22 protein-coding genes are annotated in these 20167 nt (G+C 50.1%); 6 read left to right on the top strand and 16 right to left on the bottom strand.

The window, feature by feature from the left end:
- The 12 genes from VFS25_RS01465 to VFS25_RS01520 all read right to left on the bottom strand — a co-directional run.
- The coding region (locus VFS25_RS01465) for a type III polyketide synthase (protein WP_326460335.1) at window positions 1-978 on the bottom strand (978 nt) is incomplete at its 3' end.
- Complete coding sequence (locus tag VFS25_RS01470; protein WP_326460336.1) at window positions 971-1834, bottom strand: UbiA family prenyltransferase; 864 nt, start codon at window positions 1832-1834, stop codon at window positions 971-973. The genes VFS25_RS01470 and VFS25_RS01465, both read right to left, overlap by 8 nt.
- 9 nt (window positions 1835-1843) lie before the next feature.
- Window positions 1844-2371, bottom strand: coding sequence for a YceI family protein (locus VFS25_RS01475; protein ID WP_326460337.1), 528 nt, complete (start codon window positions 2369-2371; stop codon window positions 1844-1846).
- Window positions 2372-2428: 57 nt separating this feature from the next.
- The gene (locus VFS25_RS01480; RefSeq protein WP_326460338.1) at window positions 2429-3394 is read right to left on the bottom strand and encodes a hypothetical protein; all 966 of its coding nucleotides are present in this window, start codon (window positions 3392-3394) and stop codon (window positions 2429-2431) included.
- Window positions 3395-3727: 333 nt separating this feature from the next.
- Window positions 3728-4888, bottom strand: a complete 1161-nt coding sequence (locus VFS25_RS01485; RefSeq protein ID WP_326460339.1) for a glycosyltransferase — start codon at window positions 4886-4888, stop codon at window positions 3728-3730.
- A 177-nt stretch (window positions 4889-5065) separates the two neighbouring features.
- The gene (locus VFS25_RS01490; protein WP_326460340.1) at window positions 5066-6010 is read right to left on the bottom strand and encodes a glycosyltransferase family 2 protein; all 945 of its coding nucleotides are present in this window, start codon (window positions 6008-6010) and stop codon (window positions 5066-5068) included.
- Between the two features lie 214 nt (window positions 6011-6224).
- Window positions 6225-6725 carry a DUF4199 domain-containing protein gene (locus tag VFS25_RS01495; RefSeq protein WP_326460341.1) on the bottom strand — a complete coding sequence of 167 codons (501 nt, stop codon included), beginning with the start codon at window positions 6723-6725 and terminating at the stop codon, window positions 6225-6227.
- A gap of 20 nt (window positions 6726-6745) precedes the next feature.
- Entirely contained in the window at window positions 6746-8008 is a 1263-nt protein-coding gene (locus VFS25_RS01500; protein ID WP_326460342.1) for a dihydroorotase, read from the bottom strand.
- A 90-nt stretch (window positions 8009-8098) separates the two neighbouring features.
- Window positions 8099-8506 carry a thiol-disulfide oxidoreductase DCC family protein gene (locus VFS25_RS01505; protein ID WP_326460343.1) on the bottom strand — a complete coding sequence of 136 codons (408 nt, stop codon included), beginning with the start codon at window positions 8504-8506 and terminating at the stop codon, window positions 8099-8101.
- Window positions 8493-9449 carry a hypothetical protein gene (locus VFS25_RS01510; protein ID WP_326460344.1) on the bottom strand — a complete coding sequence of 319 codons (957 nt, stop codon included), beginning with the start codon at window positions 9447-9449 and terminating at the stop codon, window positions 8493-8495. The genes VFS25_RS01505 and VFS25_RS01510 overlap by 14 nt, the downstream gene beginning before the upstream one ends.
- A 12-nt stretch (window positions 9450-9461) precedes the next feature.
- Window positions 9462-10094 carry a hypothetical protein gene (locus tag VFS25_RS01515; protein ID WP_326460345.1) on the bottom strand — a complete coding sequence of 211 codons (633 nt, stop codon included), beginning with the start codon at window positions 10092-10094 and terminating at the stop codon, window positions 9462-9464.
- Between the two features lie 374 nt (window positions 10095-10468).
- Complete coding sequence (locus VFS25_RS01520) at window positions 10469-10831, bottom strand: hypothetical protein (RefSeq protein ID WP_326460346.1); 363 nt, start codon at window positions 10829-10831, stop codon at window positions 10469-10471.
- 303 nt (window positions 10832-11134) lie between these two features.
- Here VFS25_RS01520 and VFS25_RS01525 point away from each other — a divergent pair, with 303 nt between their 5' ends.
- From VFS25_RS01525 to VFS25_RS01535, 3 genes are all read left to right on the top strand, one after another.
- Window positions 11135-11467 (top strand): helix-turn-helix transcriptional regulator, encoded by a 333-nt coding sequence (locus VFS25_RS01525; protein WP_326460347.1) that lies wholly within the window; start codon window positions 11135-11137, stop codon window positions 11465-11467.
- Window positions 11468-11651: 184 nt separating this feature from the next.
- A complete protein-coding gene (locus VFS25_RS01530; RefSeq protein ID WP_326460348.1) occupies window positions 11652-12266 on the top strand; it encodes a DUF2975 domain-containing protein in 615 nt (204 codons plus the stop codon).
- The gene (locus VFS25_RS01535; RefSeq protein ID WP_326460349.1) at window positions 12266-12475 is read left to right on the top strand and encodes a helix-turn-helix transcriptional regulator; all 210 of its coding nucleotides are present in this window, start codon (window positions 12266-12268) and stop codon (window positions 12473-12475) included. Before VFS25_RS01530 ends, VFS25_RS01535 begins: the two co-directional genes overlap by 1 nt.
- A gap of 19 nt (window positions 12476-12494) precedes the next feature.
- Here the strand turns inward: VFS25_RS01535 and VFS25_RS01540 are convergent, their stop codons facing one another.
- Together VFS25_RS01540 and VFS25_RS01545 are read right to left on the bottom strand one after the other, a co-directional pair.
- Window positions 12495-12968 carry a hypothetical protein gene (locus VFS25_RS01540; RefSeq protein WP_326460350.1) on the bottom strand — a complete coding sequence of 158 codons (474 nt, stop codon included), beginning with the start codon at window positions 12966-12968 and terminating at the stop codon, window positions 12495-12497.
- A 358-nt stretch (window positions 12969-13326) separates the two neighbouring features.
- Entirely contained in the window at window positions 13327-13698 is a 372-nt protein-coding gene (locus VFS25_RS01545; RefSeq protein ID WP_326460351.1) for a hypothetical protein, read from the bottom strand.
- Between the two features lie 103 nt (window positions 13699-13801).
- Between VFS25_RS01545 and VFS25_RS01550 the strand changes: the two genes are divergently transcribed.
- Both VFS25_RS01550 and VFS25_RS01555 read left to right on the top strand, forming a co-directional pair.
- The gene (locus VFS25_RS01550) at window positions 13802-14275 is read left to right on the top strand and encodes a response regulator transcription factor (protein ID WP_326460352.1); all 474 of its coding nucleotides are present in this window, start codon (window positions 13802-13804) and stop codon (window positions 14273-14275) included.
- A gap of 117 nt (window positions 14276-14392) precedes the next feature.
- Window positions 14393-14926, top strand: a complete 534-nt coding sequence (locus tag VFS25_RS01555) for a DUF4199 domain-containing protein (RefSeq protein WP_326460353.1) — start codon at window positions 14393-14395, stop codon at window positions 14924-14926.
- 28 nt (window positions 14927-14954) lie between these two features.
- Here the strand turns inward: VFS25_RS01555 and VFS25_RS01560 are convergent, their stop codons facing one another.
- Both VFS25_RS01560 and VFS25_RS01565 read right to left on the bottom strand, forming a co-directional pair.
- A complete protein-coding gene (locus tag VFS25_RS01560) occupies window positions 14955-15710 on the bottom strand; it encodes a hypothetical protein (RefSeq protein ID WP_326460354.1) in 756 nt (251 codons plus the stop codon).
- Window positions 15711-15740: 30 nt separating this feature from the next.
- Window positions 15741-17165, bottom strand: coding sequence for an MATE family efflux transporter (locus tag VFS25_RS01565; protein ID WP_326460355.1), 1425 nt, complete (start codon window positions 17163-17165; stop codon window positions 15741-15743).
- Between the two features lie 418 nt (window positions 17166-17583).
- Between VFS25_RS01565 and VFS25_RS01570 the strand changes: the two genes are divergently transcribed.
- Window positions 17584-20040 (top strand): CBM35 domain-containing protein, encoded by a 2457-nt coding sequence (locus tag VFS25_RS01570; protein WP_326460356.1) that lies wholly within the window; start codon window positions 17584-17586, stop codon window positions 20038-20040.
- The last annotated feature ends 127 nt before the right edge of the window (window positions 20041-20167 follow it).

Below are 20167 nucleotides of genomic sequence, written 5' to 3' on the forward strand. Positions count from 1 at the left end.
TGCGGATGACATGTTGCCGTATTGCTCCAGCACCTGCCGCGAAAAATACAGGTCGCTGGGGTGCAGCTGCAGCTGCTGTTCCACTTCGTCGAGTATTTTGCGGCCGCCCGGGTGTATGCACCAGTGTGTAATGCTATGCCGGTTAATCCGGATCTTATCCAGGGCTTCCTGTACAAGGCCGCTGATGTCTTCCCTGATCAGGTGAGGGATATAGCTGCTCAACGACATAAGGAACCCTTTATTGCTGATGCCCCAGGCCATATCCAGCTTGCCTTTGAAGGCAATGTTGGCGCAAAAGCCGTCGATGCTCAGCGCAGGCCTGCTGCCCGGGGGCTGGTTGGCCATAAGCACGGCAGCGCTGCCATCTGCAAACAGCAGGGCGGCCGCCGCATTATCTGGCGTATAGTCCTGCTGAAAGTGCAGGGTGCACAGCTCCGTGGCTACTATCAGCACTTTGGCCTGCGGCTCTGTATCGCAGATCATCTTCCCTAACTTTAACGCATGTACGGCGGCGTAGCAGCCCATAAAGTTTACGGACGTACGAAAAATGCTGCTGTCGAGCTGCAGTGCTTCAATAATCTCCAGGTCCAGGCCGGGCGCGCTCATGCCGGTGCAGCTTACGGTAACCAGGTGGGTAATGGCGGTTACGTCCATCATGCCTTTCATGCACTGTTCAATAGCACGCAGCGACAGGGGCAGGGCTTCCTGCTTGTAGAGGGCCATACGTTTATCTACCGACAGCAACGTGCCATTGGCGCTGACAGCAGTGGTTTGGGTAATGGTCCATTCTTCCTCCGGCAGGCTGTAATCGGGCAAAACGGAATAGCGGGTTTGAATACCGCTATGCCGGTACAGGAAGGCCAGCTTGCGTTTATCCGCTTCATCCAGCTGGTGGGCCTGCTGCATAAAGTGCAGGATGTCGTCCTGCTGATGGCGATAAGCCGGTACCGCCGTGCCTATGGAAATAATTTCAGCCAAATTGATGTAGAATTAATAATACAATGAAAGCTACATTTGTACAGGTGCCTGCCAATACATTCATTTGCATGGTATGCTTAAAGTTTGCCATAGCAGCGTCCCTCCATACTTGTAGCAGCCAGCGTATGAAAAAGAAGACTACTGGTATAAAAAACAGTTGCAATATTACAAAGTGCTGTAGCTGTTGCTGCTGTTGATAGTGAACAAACAACAGGCCAAAGGCAATTGCGTACATGACTGCGCAGAACAAAAAGGTGCCGCGCCTGCCCAGCAGCATGCTGATGGTGGTAACCTTGTCTTTCGCATCTGCTTCATGCTGGTACACCTGTGTAATGGGGTAAAAGCCGCCTATCAGGAATGCCGCAGCCAGGGCCGGTATCAGCGGAAAGGGCAATATGCTGCTGCGTGCGGCGCCGTAATATACCATGCAAAACACCAGGGCACCCTGGTTAATGATAACAGTAAGGTAACCCAGTACGGGAAATCGCTTTAAGCGGATATGCCGGTTACTGTAGGCGCGGGAGCAGAGGATATAACAGCCCAGCGCCGCTGCAAACCAGGGACCTATCAGGAAGGATAGTAGAAAAGCCGCTACATCCATCCACAGTGTTACGTAAAACAGCTGCCGGGTGGGCTGCATGGGTTTTTCCACGCCGCCAATACTGCCTTCGTCACGATCCATATAGCTGTTATAGCCATTGCTGGACGGGTACAGCAGCACATGCAGCAATATGAATATAAGAATGGCTTTGGGCCAGTAAATGCCTGGTACAAAGCTAAGGGCAAACCAGTATACCGGCATCAGGAAGTAAGAGAACGGAAAGCGCAGCAACTGTATGGTAGATGCCTGTAGCATGGGAGTTGCTTATTTTTTTACGGGTACCGATATTGTCACCTTGAAATCACTGCCGAGAATAAAGCTGGAGCTGCCCACCTGGTAATCTTCACGGTTCACTGTAATATTGCCGGTAAACAGTCCGCCGGTATCGGTTTTACTGAAACTGAACGGCAGGCTCACCTCTTTTTTAACACCACGTATTTCCAGGGTGCCGCTGGCCACATAACCATTGCCCGACTGTTTAACAGCGGAGGAAGTAAAGCGGATGAGCGGGTATTTCTTTACATACAGGTATTTTTCCCCTTTGGCGTGCTTATTCTTTAAACCGTTGTTGGTATTAATGGAAGCGGTGCTTATGGTAACATTGAACCTGGAGCCGGGCAAATCTTCAGGATCAAAAACAATTTCGCCCTTTAACCCGCTAAAGGAGCCCGAAGCGCCTTTGGCTTCGAATTTAATGGTGTAGCCGTCTGCAATTTTCCAGCTGGTAGCATACGTGAAGGCAGATGCTATAACAAAGGTTACAGCCGCCAGCGTGACAGTCAATCTTTTCATTCTTGTGCTTATTAAACGGCAATAGTGCCCCTGGTTGAATATAACAAAAAAACAGTACTACTTGTTTTTCGGTTTCTTCGCTGCCTTTTCCGCTTCCATATCCTCCAGCGTTTTCGGGTGCATCAGGTCCTTTTTGCGCTGGTCCTGCGGCTGCTGCACTGGGAACTTGCCCAGGGGAAGGGCGTCGTGAAACACTTTTTCAATATGTACCCATTTCCCGCCTTTCCACTTAAACCCTTCATAATCCAGGTCGGGTACATATGTATACGGTTTTCCCGGCTCATTGGTTGCCGATATGAGGTGGTCATATACGATCATGTCCATCTCGGGGTTATAACTGAGGCTGATGGTGGCTTTTTTACTGTACTCTACTATAAAGCGCCTGCGGGTGGGTTTGGGAACGGTGTCTTCTGCAAAGCTGAAGAACGGCCCGCCGAATACGGGTTTGCCGTTTTTGAACTGCAGCATATCCAGCACCTTTTTGGTGCTGCGCATGTTATTGGCGTCGTAGCCAAACAACGTATAGTATTCACTGTTAAAGTAGTGGCGCTGCACTATTTTGTAATACAGGCAGCCGTACCAGGCTTTGTTGTCGCCAACGGTATCGGTATTGGCGCTGTAATCGGAATTATCAAACAGGGGAAACAGCTTGAGCTGTCCGTTTTTGGTGCGCATTTGTATGGCGCCATAGTGGCGGTAAAAGGTATTATCTTTTTCCACGCCCCAGGAGAAAATGCGGAAGGTGCTGTCCTGCGGGTACTGTATGCTGATGCTGACCAGCGAGTCGAACGGGAAATTGAAGGAGTAGGGCGTTTTGAGGGCGCGCACCAGCATGGGTATGAGCTGATCGCTGGATTGCTGCCGTATATCTTCTGATTTGCCGTTCAGGATGGTATAGGCCAGCTGCTCCAGGGAGTCCTGCTGCTTTACCAGCAGCAGGCTGTCTGCATGATGCAGGTGTTGCGCCTGCGCAGCGGTTATACCCGTAAATATCCACAACAGCAGTAGGTATGTTTTATTCATATTTTTTTGAGCTGAAAGCATAAAGCAAAAAGCATAAAGCAAAAATTAAAAACAGTTTGCTGTATGTGCTTTGTTTTTATTTAAAAGAACGGCAGGCAGAGGGCCTGTACAGCGTGCTGAGCACTGGCGAAAACTCAGGCGACCGGCTGCCTGCGCTGTGTTTAAAATGTTTACTGCTTAACGTTGCCTGTACCGTATTTGTTATGTACAAGCTAACTATGTTAATGGCAAAGGTTCAAAATTGCACATTTAATATTAAACACGCAACTGGTATAATGCACTCAGTTTTAAGCGTTACGTTATACCGTACCCGGCTTTTACCTTTTTACCTTTTTACTTTTTACTTTTTACCTTTTGCTTTACGCTTTCCGCTAATTTATATATTTCGGCTGCCAGGCGGCTCCAGGAGTACTGCTGTTTTTCAACACGCACCGCTGCGGTCATATCGGCTTCCCGGTCATCTATATAATATTTTTCGATGGCGGCGGCAATGGCGGCGGGCTCCGGCTCGCAAATGAAGCCTACTTTGCCGTCGGGAATGGTTTCGGCCAGTCCGCCCACGTTTGTTACCACCATCGGCTTTTCAAAATGATAGGCTATCTGCGAAATACCGCTCTGGGTGGCGCTTTTATAAGGCTGCACCACCAGGTCGGCGGCGCAGAAGTAATATTTTACGTCATTATTGGGAATGAAATCAGTGTGCAGCAGCACTTTATCGCCCAGCTGGTGCTGTGCAATCAGCTGGTGGTAGGGAGCGGCATCTTCATAGAACTCGCCGGCCACAATTAGCTGCACATCCAGGCGGCTGAGCCGCTCATCGGCCATGGCCTGCAGCAGCAGGTCAAGCCCTTTGTAGGGGCGTATGAAACCGAAGAACAGGATGTACCGCTTACCTGCATCCAGCTGCAGGTGTGCCCTGGCGGCGGCTTTGGGCACCAGCTCACCGTAGCTGTCGTAAATAGGGTGGGGAATAAGGGAGGCTTTTTTTACGGGCTCAAACAGCCGCAGGTCGTTGATAACGGATTGGCTCATGGCTACGAATACATCAACCGGTTTCAGGAAGTAGCGGGTAAAAGCTACATCGCCCGGTCTTTTTTCGTGTGGCACCACGTTATCCAGCAGCCCTACGATGCGGGTGTGGCCGTCTTTTTTGGCTATGCGCAGTATGGTGCCCAGGCAGGGACCCATGAATGGCAGCCAGTATCTTACAATAATAATGTCCGGGTTCAGGCGGCGTATTTCGCGGCCGGTCATCCACCAGTTCAGCGGGTTAATGGAATTTACAATGCGGCGTATGCGCAGGTGCGCGGGCGGAGGATCTGTTGAATACTGGCTTTTGCCGGGAAACAGGAAGCCGGGATATTGCACGGTGAAGGTCCAGATGTGCACATCGGCGGTTTGCTGCAGCTCTTCGGCCAGCCTTTCGTTATAAGCGGCCAGCCCGCCCCGGAAAGGATAGGCAGTGCCGAGTATGAGAATGGTTGCTCTTTTCAAGTCAGTGAATTATCGCCTGCGGGTGATATTACGGATTACGAATTACGAATGAGGCAACGTACATCAAACGATTAGTCCCTGACATCACCTGCAATGATTATTTGTTAAACCCGCAAGACACAGGTTATAGCCACACTGCCCAATTCGTAATTCGTAATTGCCCAATTCGTAATTGTTTCAGATTTTTTCTTCTACCAGGTACAGGTTCCGTTCCGGGGCATTGCGGGCTATCAGCTCGCCAAGAAAACCGGTGAGGAACAGCTGTGAACCAATGATCATGAACAGGAGGGCCAGGAAAAAGATAGGCCGGTCTGTCATGTTATATTTATCAAACGCAATTTTGGCAATGGCCAGGTAAAAGGCAATGCCAAAGCCCAGTAAAAAAAACACGGTGCCCAGGGCGCCAAACAGGTGCATGGGCCGTTTTCCGAACTTGCCGATGAACATAATGGAGGCCAGGTCGAGGAAGCCGTTAATAAACCGCTCCAACCCGAACTTGGTAACACCGTATTTACGGGCGCGGTGCTCTACAGGCTTTTCACCTATTTTGGTAAAGCCGGCCCATTTGGCAATTACGGGTATGTACCGGTGCATTTCGCCGTATACTTCAATGGACTTCACCACTTTTTTGCGGTACGATTTAAGACCGCAGTTCATGTCGTGCAGGTACACGCCGCTCATTTTGGTGGTGGTCCAGTTATAAACCTTACTGGGCAGGTTTTTCGTGAGCGCATTATCGTAGCGTTTCTTTTTCCAGCCGCTTACCAGGTCGTAGCCATCTTCCACGATCATGCGGTACAGCTCGGGCACTTCATCCGGGCTGTCCTGCAGGTCGGCATCCATGGTAATAATTACGTTGCCCTGGGCGGCGCGGAAGCCTTCATTCAGGGCGGCGGATTTGCCATAGTTGCGGCGGAAGCGGATGGCTCTGATGTGCTGCGGATCGGCGGCTGCCAGGCTTTTGATCACTTCCCAGGAATTATCCGTGCTACCGTCGTCTATCATCCACACATCATAGGAGAACTGGTTTTCCTCCATTACCCGGCTAATCCAGGCCACAAGCTCCGGCAAAGATTCTTCTTCGTTTTTTAACGGAACGATAACGGATATGTCTATACTCATGATTCAGTGTTTAATTACGAATTATTCAATTACGAATTACGAAAGAGGGTGTGTGTAGTTCGTAACCAGCGTAATTTTTACCTGCACTTCCCGGTGTACCGGAACGAATGCTTTACCATTCGTAATTATTCATGTCATAATTAGTTTTTTAAGGCGCTTACTGCTATGCGGAACAGCTATGCATGCAGCCAATTCGTAATTCCGTAATTCGTAATTACTGCAGGGCTTGCGGTCTTGGGTTCTTTTTAGCGGCCGCTGCTCCTATCAGGGATGCAATTACCCCGAAAAGCAGGGTGCCGAACACACCGCCGGCCACTACAAATACCATAAACATTTTGCTGGTCATAGCAAGCGCTTTTTCAATCATCTCGTCGGACCGGCCCTGCGCTTCCATTTGCCGGCGCGCCTCTTCCAGCGCTTTTTCTTTAATATCGGGGAAAATAAGAACGAATATTACCGAGAACAGTACGGTAATTACTGCAATCACCGCAGTGGTTCTGAACCCGTTTGCAAAAACGCTGCCAAAGGTAACATCCCCGTCGTTCAGCTTACCAAACTGGATGCAGGTAATAATAACGCCTATAAACATAATGGCGGTATGAACCCATTGTGTCCATCTCGCCGCGCTGAGGTTCATTACATAAAATACTACAGACAGCAGAATAATAATTGCGCTGATGACCAGTCCATACTGGAGATGGTTGCTTTTTTGCATAATAGTAAGGTTTATAAGGATTAAGAAAACTGTGCCTGGTTACGATTGATAACCGCTTTCACTTTTCCTTTTAACTCCGTGCCAATATACGCTGAATTTTTAGACCGGGAAGCAATATCCGCGGTGCTGAAAGTCCATTGGGCATCCGGTTCAAAAACAGTGAGGTTGGCAGGAACGTTTTCTTTCAGCTCCGGCTGTGGCAGGTTAAAAATGCGGCGCGGCTGCACAGTAAGCATTGTAATGAGCTGTTCCAGCGGCAGTTGGGGAATATGTCTGCGAAGTGCCCCAAAACAGGTTTCCAGTCCGATCATGCCGTTTTTAGCATATTCAAACTCCACCTGTTTGGCGTCCCATTCCTGCGGCTGGTGGTGGGTGGCAAAGCAGTCGACCGTGCCATTCAGCACCGCTTCTTTCAGCGCGGCCACATCTTCTGCGCCGCGTATGGGCGGGTTCACCTTCAGATGGGTATCGTAGTGCGCCAGGTCGGCATCGGTAAAGGAAAGGTGGTAGGGGGTAACGGAGCAGGTAACCTTTATACCTGCTGCCTTTGCCTGTGCAATAAGGGCAATGCCTTTGGCAGTGCTAACACCGGTAATGTGCAGGTTCGATGCTGTATACCGGGCCAGCTCCAGGTCGCGCTGGATAATCAGCTCTTCGGCCAGGGCGGGTTTGCCGGGCATACCCAGGCGGGTGGAGTGAATGCCTTCATGCATAAGGCCGTGGGCAGATATGCTTTGATCGTCGGGCAGCTGTATAATGGTACCGTTAAAGGCTTTTACATATTGAAGGGCTTTGAGCAGCAGGCCGGGGGATTGTACGGGTTTAATGCCGTCTGAAAAGGCTACTGCGCCGGTTTCGTGCATTTCGTACATTTCTGCCAGTGAGGCGCCTTCCAGGTTTTTGGTAACGGCGCCCATGGGCAGCACCTGTACCGGGCCGCCGCCGGTGTGGCTAAGCACGTAGCTGATCTGCGGCTTGGTGTGCAGGGCCGGCTGGGTGTTGGGCACTATCATTACAGTGGTAAAGCCGCCTTTGGCTGCTGCCTGTGAACCGGTTTGCAGGTCTTCCTTATGTTCCTGCCCGGGATCGCAGAAGTGGGCAAATACATCCATCCATCCCAGTGACACATGCAGATTATGGCCTGTAACCACTTCCGCGCCGTTGGCGGCAATGTCGGGGGCTACGCGGCTAATCTGACCATTTTCAATTAAAATATCCTGCTGTTGCCCGTGGAAAGGAGAGGAGGGGGCGACAATCCTGACGTTTTTAAGTAGTATGTGCATGCTGTACAAAGTAAAACCTGTCTGTAAGATGAAATGCTTATCCAAAAAAGTACAGGCGCAAAAATAGTAAAATTTGGGTTGGGTTCATGGTTATTGCAGCAGCCGCTCCCGCATGCCCGGTGAGGGCAGGGAACAGGCCTTTTTACCCGGCAGGCGATGTCGCCGCAGCGCTGCCTGGTCGTATACGGCATTGCCGATGGCAGGGGGAATACAACGCAGCAGCCAGCCTGCCAGGCTGTAAGGCAGCCGGCACCCGCACAGGATGCGGGCGATGGCCGCCGCGCGGGTGTAGGCTTTACCATGCTGCAGCAGGTAAATGGTGCCGGCATCTGCACCGGCGGCCACCCGCAGCCCATGCTCCTGTGCCAGCAGGAGAAACAGGCGGCTTTGCTGGTCGCACAGCCGGAAGCGCCCGCGGTCGGCCCGGATTACCCGGCGTATGAAGCGGTTGCAGAAAGCGCAGGCGCCATCGAACAATATAATGCTATCTGGCTGCATGGCGGGGAGATAAGAGGGCCGCCGGCAGCACCCGGCCTGGTGTTAGCCAGTGTACTTTACGGCTTACCCGGTTCAGCGCCTTGTGCAGCAGGGCGCTCCATTCATCATCTGTAAAAAAGAAGCCGTAGGTCATGATAAAAATGATCTCAAAGCCATATATCATCATAAATATATAGATGCCCAGGTGCAGCGCAATGCCGCAGCATATAACGGGCACGCGTGTTTTTTTGAACCACACCAGCACGGGGAAATAGGTTTCTACCAGCAGCGTAAAGTAGGTGGAAACGGTTACAAAAATTCCGTTGCGGGCCAGCAGGTCGTTCCAGGGAGTGCCTTTAAAACGGCCAATGCTAAAGGTGTAGTAGGTAGCTATGCCATTGAACCACACATCCGCATGTATCTTATGCCAGGCCGACCAGAAATAAATAAGGCAGAAGTGCAGGGTAATGGCCCGTACACACAGGTTGCTGCCCAGGTTTGACAAGCGGCGCAGAATTTCATTTTTAAGGGGCCGGGTTTTAATGCTGAAATACTGGTAGCTGTCGGCAAATATCATGTACAGCATAATAAATTTCATCAGGTTGTCGCCGCCGTTCAGCACCAGGTGGCACATGCGCTGCAGCGTTTCATAGCAAAGGAACAGCAGCAGGGCGGTAACGTGTTTGCCTATGCCAAAGAGGTACAGCATAATAACCAGCAGGTAAAAGGTAATTAACCACGGGTAGTGCGCCCGCAGGAGCTGGGTTGGAATGCCCAGCAGCTCCGTTAAAAAAGTGGGCACCGGCGTTACAAAGGAGCGGGGGCCGTACAGTATATCCAGGTAAGCCCACTGGAACAGCAGGGTTTTAACCAGGTGAAAGCACACAAACAGGCGGAAAACAGCCAGGTAAAAGGAATAGCGGTTCTTTTCCTCCAGGCTTAGCAGGTATTTATACAGTGCCATGGTAAATATTTTTTAGCGGTTAAGAGATACATAATCGCTTACAAAAAAAGCTTCTTCATGGCGGGGCGCCTGGCTGTACCGGTCGGCAAATTTGGGCAGCAGCACATGGGTGAGGATCAGGCGCACTTCATGTCGGGCGGTATCAATATGGTTTTTGCCGGCTACAATAGCGCCATAGTTTTTAAGGGTCTGGAAGCTGATGCCGTGTTGTATTACCTGCCGGGCCATATATTGTCCGCTGGTATCGGCGGCGTTTTTTTCCAGGTACCGGTGCCGGTACTGCAGCTCCTGCTGTATATCATGCAGATCGTCGGCTATGCCGCTCATGCTGCCGGAGAGCAGGTAGTCTGCAATATCCTCATGCCAGTTAAAAGGGGCCTTTTGCTGTTTAAGGGCAACAACAGGTTCCAGCACTTCAAAGGTTTGGGTTTGATGGGTTTGTTTATCCCGGAATTCATAGTACAGGCGTTCGTCATAGTTGGGTGGGGGCGCAAAAAAGCCCCATCGCTGGAACAGCCAGGTCTGGAATATGCGCTGCTGTTTATAATACTGCAGGCTGATGTAGTTATCCGGCATGGTGAACAGGAAGGTGGCGGCAAAATAGCCCACGAATGCCAGGTATATAACGGGGCGTAAAATATTCATGGCTGAAGGTTTGAAAGTTTGAAGGCGAAGCGGTAATTAATAGTGCGCCCGGGTTGTGCATGGGCTGCCGTATCTGTCAGTTGCCGGCTGCCCGGTGCAACAGTTGGGGGGACTGCTGGTGGAACAGGTATGCAGCTGCCAGGTACTGTAAGCACTGCTAACGCGGTAAGCACGGCGTAATACGCAAGCTGCAAAAACAACAGCAGGTGCAGGTGTTTGGCATATGCCGCCATGGCTGGTTACAGCCGGTGTATGCGCAAAGCAGTGTTCTGAAAGCAGGAAGGAAGGCCGGATAGCGGGCATTGTTTACCCGGCCCGGTTCTCCGGCCTTTTGCTTCAAACCTTCAGTGCTTACACTACCAACTAAAACGGTGTTAATCCAGGTTATTCAGCTTATTTTGGATTTGCTGCGCAGGGCTTAATACACCTTGTCCCGGCTGTGAGGGAATAATAGTGGCCGTGGCTGTAACTGTAAGCAGGTCCGTTTGGGTGATGTAACGGGTGGCCGTAATAATACGGGTGTAAGGCAGGGGCATTACATACACAGTGGGTATTGGTGTAAGGTAAACCGCTGCTTTGGCGCCAACGGCTTTTTGTGTACCATCTGCCAGCTGCATGTTGGCGGCCTGGTTGCTGCCCAGCAGGGCAGGACTGGTGTGGCTAAAGCTCGACAGGGTAATGGTGGTAACTGCCAGGCAGGCCACAATGGCTGTTTTAGCATTGAAAATGCGGATCATGACATTTGCTTTTTTGAGGTTATGGAATGAAAATATCAACAATGGGTTACTGTTACTGCGCAGTTGCAGGCACTGCGGTATTTATCAGTAGGTGTTCCTGCTGCCCGGGCTAATCCTTTGTATAAGCGTGGTTTTGGGGTGTAACAGGAAAAACAGGGCAGCTATGATCTGCTGTAGACCGGGTGTAAAGTTGCGCATTAAAATCAGCACCGTCAATAGCGTGTGTGTTTAATTTATTCCTACATTTACGATGCATAAATGTTTGTTTGTTTTAACTGTTAACCTCAAAAATTGTTATACCCCATGATTGCAGATACCATCAGGAAGCTGCGCCTGGAGCGGAATTTAACGCAGGAATACGTGGCCCTGGAACTGGGCATTTCACAAAACGCTTACTGTAAAATAGAGAACGGGCAGGTGCAATTAACCATAGCGCGTTTGCAAAAAATTGCAGCCATACTTGATACGCCGCCCGCTGCTTTGCTGAATGAAGCTGCGGCGCAGTCGCCGCCCGACAGCGCGCAGCAGGAGCTGAAAGCCGCCATTGCATTGCTGCAGGATGAATTACAATGCAAACAAAAGGTAGTGAACGAGCTGCTGGAGATTATTAAGGGAATGCGTGGAAGCGGCAGGTAGCTTTTTTACAAAGGAATCACTGTAGCCGACAAAAACCATTGTTAATACAGCACCGCAAATATGGCCGCCTTTTTTCTCGGAATTATTGCAGCCTTATTTACTCTTTATTTAAAATATTTTATGTTTTACATAAAAAATTAAATGTTTTACGTACATTTGGGTCAGCAAATAAATTCTACCTATTATGAATCGCTTAATTATCCGCGGGTTATATGCGCTGACCAGCATTACCTGGTATCTTTTCCTGGTATTTGTGGTGATCATTACCATTGGCATCTGTATTAAAATATTCACCGGCCAGCAGCTGGAGTGGGATGTGCCTGTTATTATAAACGCCTCCAAACATTTACCCGTTACCGGTATGAACACCAACCGGGCTACCGTGGCCTCTCTCAGGAATGTGGAAGGGCTGATGCAGTTTAAGGTGCGGCTTACACCGCTTTTAACCGCAAACGTTATCTTCTTTTATTCGTTGACGATGTTCCTGGTTGGCAGCATCCTGTTCCATGCCCGCCGTATTTTTAAATCGCTGAAAGCCGATATACCGTTTAACGCGGAAAATGTAAAACGGCTGCGTTATATCGGCCTGTTCGTAATTGCCATGGCGGTGATTAATTTTATAGATATGATATTCAAGAACATCCTGTTCAAAGCCCAGCTGCAGCAGGCGGGAAACCTCTACCATATCAAGATGGTGCTGGGCTGCTGGCCTGTGGCAACAGGCCTGGTAATACTGGTGTTGTCGGAAGTTTTCCGCAAAGGCTATCAATTAAAAGTGGATAACGAATCTTTTGTATAATGGCGATCATTATTAACCTGGATGTGCAGATGGCAAAAAACAAGATCTCTTTAACAGAGCTTGCGCAAAAAGTGGATATTTCCCTTACCAACCTTTCGCTGTTGAAAACAGGCAAGGTAAAAGGGATCCGCTTTGATACACTGGAAGCCTTATGCCGGGTGCTGAAATGTAAGCCCGGCGATATACTGGACATTACAGATGCAGAGTAAAACAGCGGTGAGCAGCCGCTTATTTATTCCATATTATCAAGCTATCATCGGGTACATCATATTCATACAGCCGCCGTGTAAGCGTATCAATATACAGCCAGCCATCGGTAATAAACCGGCGGCCATCTTCGTCTTCATAATCATGACCCAGGTGGCATACCAGGTATTGGGCGCTGTCCGTATCTAACAGCTGATCCCATATCCAGGTAATGGAGCTGTCTTTTACGGCGTATTGCACGCCTTCATTATCAGAAAGGGTAATATAGCGTGTTACCAGGGCATTGGCCCAACCTATTTTCCCGCGTAAAGCGCTGTCTATTTCAACAGAACGGCTGTTTGCCCCGGCAGGTGAAAATTCATGTAAAACAGCAGGTTGTCCGGCAACGGCGCTGTCGGTTGCAACAGTAACGGCAGCGGTGGTGGTATTGTTTGTAGAGGAAGCGCAGCCTGCGACAGCAAGCGCACAGCAAATGGCGGCAAGGGACCTTTTCATAGGAATGAAATAATTGCGTGCAAATATAATTAAAAGATCTGTTGGCGGATGGGCGGGATAACGGTAACCTGTATACTATGATGCCATCCGGCAGGAAAAGAATTGCCGCATTAACAATGCATTGTCTTGTAAATAAAAAATATATAGCATAAAGATGTTATATGTTTTGTTTGGTGATGGATTTATCTTGCGGGCTCAACCTATGCGAACTAAACTTAGCCTGATGAAATGTAACCCATTGTTGTTAGCTGCAGCTGAGAAATAACACTTGCGATTGTGTGTATATAAAAGGGCGTGCTAATGTAGCCGCCCTTCTTTTTTTACGTTTACAGGAAATACATTCCCTTCCTGCATTTAGCTAGCCTCTGGCAAAGCGTACATGCGTGGTAAGGGTAATACCGCAGTCGCAGGTAATTACGTCTATTATAATGGTGTTGCCGGAGGGCAGCACCAGGCTGCCTTCAAAGGTTTTACAGCTGCCGGAGGTGCTGATCAGCGACAGTATTACCAGGGTAGGGGTGGCCGTGCTGCCCTGCTCACTTACGTAGGCATGCGCTACCGTGCAGCTGGCGCTGGTTTCCACACAGTAATACTTGTTGCCAAAGCTGTCGTACCAGCCGCAGGTAGTGTCGGTTACCTTTGCATGAGGCTTGGCGGCAGAACGGCTTACCTGAACATATACCAGGCATAGGGCCATACACAGGGCGGATAAAATGAGGCTCTTTTTCATGGTTCTTTTGAGTTTGGTTTAAGGGGTGAGAAATGCGTACATAAGATAGCAAAACTTATTTAAAATATTATTTTTGCCTACACATACCTCAACTACATCAAGCATGGCAGCGTCTTTCCTGTCAAAGCACAAACACGTGATCCTGTACGGCATTTGCCTGGCCCTCCTGCTGTTCCTGTTAAAATGGCTGGAGCTGCGTTTTATTATCCTGAACCATGCCTTTGAGATATACATTGGCGCCATTGCCCTTATTTTCACGGGCCTGGGCATATGGCTGGCGCTAAAGCTTACCAAACCTAAAGTAAAAACAGTGGTGGTGGAAAAGGAGGTGTATATTCCGCAGGATGATGCTTTTGTGCTGAATGAGCGGGAGCTGGAGCAGATGGGCATCAGCAACCGGGAGCTGGAGGTGCTGCAGCTGATGGCGGAAGGCCTGAGCAACCAGGAAATTGCCGGGCGTTTGTTTGTATCACTCAACACTATTAAAACCCATTCATCACGGCTGTTTGAAAAAATGGATGTGAAACGCCGTACCCAGGCAGTAGAAAAGGCCAAACGCCTGCGCATTATCCCGTAAAGCGTTCATTCTTTGGTATAAACCGGCAAATTACAGGCAAAATCATGCTAAAGTATGACCGCCCGTAATGCGGAAATAGCCAAATTTGCCCATCAACCTGGACCAAAATCATACTACATGAAAAAGAATGTATGGGTGTGCGGCCTCATATCCGGCCTGCTTGTTACCGCCATGATGGTGTACGCTACCACCAAATGCTACAATGATCCCAACTTCGAGAGCAACATGGTGCTGGGCTATGCCTCTATGGTGCTGGCCTTTTCCCTGATTTTTGTTGGCATTAAAAATTTCCGCGACAAGTATAACGGCGGGGTGGTTACGTTTGGGAAGGCCTTTAAAATAGGGTTGTACATTACCCTCATAGCCTCTACCATTTATATGCTGGTATGGCTGGTGGAGTATTACCTGTTTATCCCTGATTTTATGGATAAATACACGGCCCATGTGCTAAAGGAAAAACAGGCCGGCGGCGCCACCGCGCAGGAGCTGCGGCAGCAGGCCGCCCAGCTGGCCGGCATGAAGGAAATGTACCGCAACCCGGCTTTTGTTGTGCTGCTCACGTATACCGAGATATTGCCGATAGGGCTTGTTATTACCCTCATCAGCGCGCTGATATTGAAACGTAAGCAAAACGATACAGCTGCAGCGTAGCGAAGTACATGGGCCTGACTTTTATAGCCTACCCGCGGTTCAGCAGTATTTTCAGCTTCCGGCGAAAGCGCTCCTGTTTGTTCTTTGGAAAGTTCTCATGCACATAGCTGGCGTTCATACTGGTAATGCGGTACAGCTGGTGATTGCGCATGTAGCTGTCTACCCGTTTTTCAAACAGCTCGCCGCCGTACTGCGGGTACCTTTCGGACAGCGGATGTTTTTCGTTATAGATCCGTTGTTTAAAACAGGCTGTTTTTACCAGGTAACACTGGTCGGAAAAGCCGTACCCCAGGTAAAAGTTACGGAGGCTGTCAATACTCTCTTCCTTTGCCTCCGCATAATTAAAGTTCCACACAGGGTTGGCTGCAATTACATCCTGCCTTTCCTCAAAAACGGCAATAGCATCCTTTATCCACGGGGAGCGGCTGTTATCCGGTATAGTATCGCTGGAAAAATGCAGCAGGTACGGCGTACTGCACAGCAGTATGCCGGTTAGCTCCGCAATGGAATAATAATATCCGCCGTTAAAGGAAGACAGGCTGACGTCAAAGTGTTCCAGCACCTTTTGGGCATAGTCATCTACAAGATAGTATTCATCAATAACATGCTTTCTTACCATCTTTTCCGCATAGTGCCGCACTTTTTCTATATCGTTCACATTGTTGATCAGCACTGTTCTTTTGGCAAAGCGGTAATTACAGCGCGCTATCATTTGCTGCAGGTAGCTGCCCTTTAAAATAAATTCCCAGTCGTTTTCGTAACACTTTGTTTCAAAAGTAACCATGGCTCCATTTAAGCAAGCGTAAATTAACACTTATATCTTCACCTGTTTCCATTTGCCCCGTTTAAACAAAATAAACGACGTAATGGAAATGGCCGTTTCCGCTACGGGTATGGCTATGAATACGCCCAAAGGCCCCATGCCAAAGAACTTGGCCAGTGTATAGGCCAGCGGTATCTGGAACAGCCAGAAACCGATAAAGTTGATCCAGGTGGGCGTCCAGGTATCGCCGGCGCCGTTAAAGGCATTGATCATTACCATGCCTACACCGTAGAAAACGTAGCCTGCGCTCATAATACGCAGCGCATTGGATGCAATGGTCTGTATCTGCGGGTCCTGTGTGAAAAGCGAAATAAAGAACCGTGCGCAGGTAAGGAACAACACGGTTACTACCGCCATGAATATAAAATTGTATTTGGCTGTTTTCAGCACCGATGCTTCTGCCCGTTCCGGCTGGCCGGCGCCCAGGTTTTGCCCGATGAGCGTTGCCGCTGCATTGCTTAACCCCCAGGCCGGCATAATAAAGAAGATGAGCAGGCGAATGGCGGTTTGGTAACCTGCGGAGCCATGATCGCCCCCGGTTTCAGCCACCAGCCGGGCCAGGAATATCCAGCTGCAGGAGCCGATGATAAACTGGAAGGTGCCTGGGGAAGCAATTTTTACCACGGATTTAATCACGCTCCAGTCTATTTTCAGGTGATGGCGTTTTACCCTTACCTGGCTTTTACCATTAAACAGGTGGTACAGCTGGTAAATAACGCCGATACCGCGGCCAATGGTAGTGGCCATGGCAGCGCCGGTGAGGCCAAAGGCCGGAATAGGCCCCAGCCCGTTTATGAACAGCGGGCAAAGGATAATATTGCAGATGTTGGCCAGCCACAGGCTTTTCATGGCCATGGCCGCATTGCCGGCGCCGCGGAAAATACCGTTAATGAGAAACAGCAGCATGATCACCAGGCTGCCGCCCATCATAAGACGGGTATATGGAGTGCCTTTCACCACGGTAGTGGGTTCGGCGCCCATAAGGCGTAAAATATCGCTGGCAAATATCATCCCCGCCGCGCTTACGGCAATGGTTACAAATATGGCCAGCCACAGCGCCTGCATGCCGGCATAGGCAGCAGCATCCGGGTGCTTTTCACCCACGCGGCGCGCTACCAGCGCAGTTGCCGCCATACTAATACCAATAGCCAGGGAATATATGATGGTGATAACCGACTCTGTAAGTCCTACTGTTTGTATGGCATGGCTGCTATCCGGCAGGTGGCCTACAAAGTACAGGTCTACCACCGCAAATACCGACTCCATGCACATTTCCAGTATCATGGGAATGGCCAGCGTAAACACAGCCCTGCGCAGGCTACCGGCCGTGTAATCCATTTCCTCTCCTTTAATGGCCTGCTTTATAAATGAAAAAATATACGATACCTTATTGGTAGACACGGTTTGTTGCGACATACAGTAATGACTTTTACAAATAAGTAATTAAAACGGGTAAGGGAAAAGATAGTTACCTGCAGGCATGCAGCGCCGCAGATTTGAGGTAAAACACCGGCTTATGTTGTGTTAACAGGAATATAGGTGTGTCACCTGGTGGTGCTTACAGTTCTGGCAATTTTCATGGCTTGAAGATTTTCCTTTGCATTGTATTGCAAATATACATTCCCCGGATGGAATATGAATGGTGTAAATCCGTCAAACTACAGGGTAATTTCCGACAACGCCCAAAGTACTAGATAAAAAGAACCGGCCGCCGGATAGCGGAAAGCGGCTGTAACAGGCGGATAATCCATCATAAAAAAAGAATAAGCTATTTTTGGGCTGAGCAGATCCTTATATTTTTATTTCCCTTAATGGCCTTAAAAAGTTCCGGCGTATGAAAATCCTTTACAACTGTAACTACGTTATTTTTTTCGCAGCCATCCTTTGCCTGTATTTTACCAAAACAGCTGCCGCCCAATCTTTTGAGGCGGAAAGCGGCACGCTTGGCAACGGCGCCAATACTCAAAGCTGCAGCAGCTGCTCGGGCAGCACCATGGTAGGCAACCTGGGCGGTCCTTCCAACGGCACGGTAGTGGTACCGGTGAATGTAAGCAGCGCTGGTATATACAACCTCACTATTTATTACTGCACGGCAGATCCGCGGGTGATTTATGTAACGCCCAACAACGGCAACTATACCGGTATTAACTGCGCGCCTTCCGGCGGCTGGAGCACTGTTGGCAGCACCAGTATAAACGTATCGCTGAATGCGGGCAGCAACACCATACGGCTCGATAACGGCGCCGGCGGGTGGGGGCCCAATATCGATAAGCTGCTGCTGCAGCCTGTTACCACTATTAATTTCGGCGCAGGCAACTACATTTACTATAACCTCAGCACCGGCAAGTACAATGTGTATTTTAACAATAACCTGGTAATTACCGATGCCTATGCCAGCTGCAGCTCCAACAGCACTTACTATAGCCATACCGGTTATACCAGCCGGGTGTATGCCGCAACGCCGGTAACAGATGCTTTCGGCAGCGGCACCAAACATACCATTACCCTTACGGGCGGCGGCCTGATATCCATGCAGCAGGTGTTTTACACCTATCCCGGTAAGCACTACTTTTTTACCGAAGTGCTGCTAAACGGCGCCGGTGCAAATTGTTATCGTATGTCGCCCTTAACCACCGGCACCGCATGGATCCCCGGCAGCGGCGATATGCGGGCGCTGAAAGTACCTTTTGACAATGACGCCTGGGTAAGGTATGATGCACAAACGCTCGGCGCTGCCAACTTTACCGGGTCGGAGGTGGCCGCCCTGTATGATAACACCAGCCGTAACGGGCTCGTGATAGGTTCTGTAGAACACATGCATTGGAAAACAGGGGTAACGGTAACGGCTAATGGTAATAATACACTGTCGGCCCTTACTGCTTACGGCGGGTATACGGATGGTACGGTTACACACGATGGCAGGGGGCATGGATGGGTAAATGTAGGCGGCGCCACCTGCAAATCGCCCAAAATACTGGTAGATTATGAAAGCGACTGGCGCACTGCCCTTGAAACCTATGGCAGCGCCAATGCGCTGGCAGAGCCAAGGTATATTAGTACGTTCAACGGCGGCACGCCTTTTGGCTGGAACAGCTGGGGCGCCATACAATCCAGCCTTACGCTGGCTAAAGCTAAATCCGTAGTGGATTTTTTTGCCGACAGCTGCACCGGTTTCCGCAACAGCGACAGCACCTTGTATATAGACCTGGACTCTTACTGGGATAACCTGGCTACCGGCGGCTGGACCGGCGATTTCAGCCAGCTGACCAATTTTGCCAACTACTGCAAAAGCAAAGGTTTTAAGCCAGGCATTTACTGGGCGCCGTTTGTAGACTGGGGCAAGAACGCCACCGGCACCGTGGAAGGCACGGCTTACCAATACCAGGATTGCTGGACCAAAGTAAACGGGGCACCCGTTGACCTGGACGGCGCCCGCGCCATGGACCCCACACACCCCGGCACCCGCGGCCGGATCGCCTACCTGCTGGGCAAATTCAAAGCCTGCGGTTTTGAGATGATAAAGCTCGATTTCCTGGGCCATGCCACCCTGGAAGCCGACAGCTACTACGATAACACGGTGCATACCGGCATGGAAGCTTTTCGTAAAGGCATGGAGTATGTGACGGACCAGCTGGCAGGCACCATGCTCACCTATGCGGCTATTAGTCCCAACCTGGCTACCGGCCGTTATGTGCATATGCGCCGCATTGCCTGCGATGCCTACAAAAACATCAGTGAAACCGGCTACACCCTTAACAGCACCACCTATGGCTGGTGGCAAAAGAACCTGTACCAGTATGCAGATGCTGATCATATTGTATTTGGTACAGCATCCGTGGGGGAGAACCGCGCCCGCCTTACATCCGGCCTGGTAACCGGTACGCTGATAACCGGCGACGATTACTCCACCATCGGCGCCTGGACACCCACCGCCAGGCAGCTCCTGCAAAATGCCGGTTTACTGAACATTGCGCGTAACGGCAACGGCAAAGCCTTTCGCCCGGTAGAAGGCAATACGGGCAACCAGCCCAATGAGCTGTTTACCGCTGCTGTTGGCAGCTATCAATACCTGGCCATTGTGAATTATGGCAGCAGCGCCAAAACCTATACCGTGAACCTGGGGCGTGTGGGATTAAGCAGCGGCTCCTATGCTGCAAAAGAGCTGTTTTCCGGCGCAGTGAGCAATGTTAGCGGCACACTAACTGTAACGGTGCCGGCAGCCGATGCGGTGATTTACCGTTTTGAAACAGGGGCCGGGAGCGCGGCAGGGCCGGTGTATGCAGGGCGCTGAAAGGAGGGAAGTAAAAAGTAAAAAAGCAAAAAGTAAAAAGAAGAAAGCGGATGCTTAACGCCGAATGCCTGATCAGGCGTTGAATGCTAAATGCAGGAGAATGGGGCATTACACCAGGTTTCAACCA

This window comes from Chitinophaga sp., from assembly GCF_035761305.1.
Taxonomy (GTDB): domain Bacteria; phylum Bacteroidota; class Bacteroidia; order Chitinophagales; family Chitinophagaceae; genus Chitinophaga.

What these genes read in the sequence shown, in the direction of transcription:
- VFS25_RS01470 (WP_326460336.1), bottom strand. Translation starts at nt 1,834, where the DNA reads ATGCTACAGGCATCTACCATACAGTTGCTGCGCTTTCCGTTCTCTTAC.
- VFS25_RS01475 (WP_326460337.1), bottom strand. Translation starts at nt 2,371, where the DNA reads ATGAAAAGATTGACTGTCACGCTGGCGGCTGTAACCTTTGTTATAGCA.
- VFS25_RS01480 (WP_326460338.1), bottom strand. Translation starts at nt 3,394, where the DNA reads ATGAATAAAACATACCTACTGCTGTTGTGGATATTTACGGGTATAACC.
- VFS25_RS01490 (WP_326460340.1), bottom strand. Translation starts at nt 6,010, where the DNA reads ATGAGTATAGACATATCCGTTATCGTTCCGTTAAAAAACGAAGAAGAA.
- VFS25_RS01495 (WP_326460341.1), bottom strand. Translation starts at nt 6,725, where the DNA reads ATGCAAAAAAGCAACCATCTCCAGTATGGACTGGTCATCAGCGCAATT.
- VFS25_RS01500 (WP_326460342.1), bottom strand. Translation starts at nt 8,008, where the DNA reads ATGCACATACTACTTAAAAACGTCAGGATTGTCGCCCCCTCCTCTCCT.
- VFS25_RS01505 (WP_326460343.1), bottom strand. Translation starts at nt 8,506, where the DNA reads ATGCAGCCAGATAGCATTATATTGTTCGATGGCGCCTGCGCTTTCTGC.
- VFS25_RS01510 (WP_326460344.1), bottom strand. Translation starts at nt 9,449, where the DNA reads ATGGCACTGTATAAATACCTGCTAAGCCTGGAGGAAAAGAACCGCTAT.
- VFS25_RS01515 (WP_326460345.1), bottom strand. Translation starts at nt 10,094, where the DNA reads ATGAATATTTTACGCCCCGTTATATACCTGGCATTCGTGGGCTATTTT.
- VFS25_RS01520 (WP_326460346.1), bottom strand. Translation starts at nt 10,831, where the DNA reads ATGATCCGCATTTTCAATGCTAAAACAGCCATTGTGGCCTGCCTGGCA.
- VFS25_RS01525 (WP_326460347.1), top strand. Translation starts at nt 11,135, where the DNA reads ATGATTGCAGATACCATCAGGAAGCTGCGCCTGGAGCGGAATTTAACG.
- VFS25_RS01530 (WP_326460348.1), top strand. Translation starts at nt 11,652, where the DNA reads ATGAATCGCTTAATTATCCGCGGGTTATATGCGCTGACCAGCATTACC.
- VFS25_RS01535 (WP_326460349.1), top strand. Translation starts at nt 12,266, where the DNA reads ATGGCGATCATTATTAACCTGGATGTGCAGATGGCAAAAAACAAGATC.
- VFS25_RS01540 (WP_326460350.1), bottom strand. Translation starts at nt 12,968, where the DNA reads ATGAAAAGGTCCCTTGCCGCCATTTGCTGTGCGCTTGCTGTCGCAGGC.
- VFS25_RS01545 (WP_326460351.1), bottom strand. Translation starts at nt 13,698, where the DNA reads ATGAAAAAGAGCCTCATTTTATCCGCCCTGTGTATGGCCCTATGCCTG.
- VFS25_RS01550 (WP_326460352.1), top strand. Translation starts at nt 13,802, where the DNA reads ATGGCAGCGTCTTTCCTGTCAAAGCACAAACACGTGATCCTGTACGGC.
- VFS25_RS01555 (WP_326460353.1), top strand. Translation starts at nt 14,393, where the DNA reads ATGAAAAAGAATGTATGGGTGTGCGGCCTCATATCCGGCCTGCTTGTT.
- VFS25_RS01560 (WP_326460354.1), bottom strand. Translation starts at nt 15,710, where the DNA reads ATGGTTACTTTTGAAACAAAGTGTTACGAAAACGACTGGGAATTTATT.
- VFS25_RS01565 (WP_326460355.1), bottom strand. Translation starts at nt 17,165, where the DNA reads ATGTCGCAACAAACCGTGTCTACCAATAAGGTATCGTATATTTTTTCA.
- VFS25_RS01570 (WP_326460356.1), top strand. Translation starts at nt 17,584, where the DNA reads ATGAAAATCCTTTACAACTGTAACTACGTTATTTTTTTCGCAGCCATC.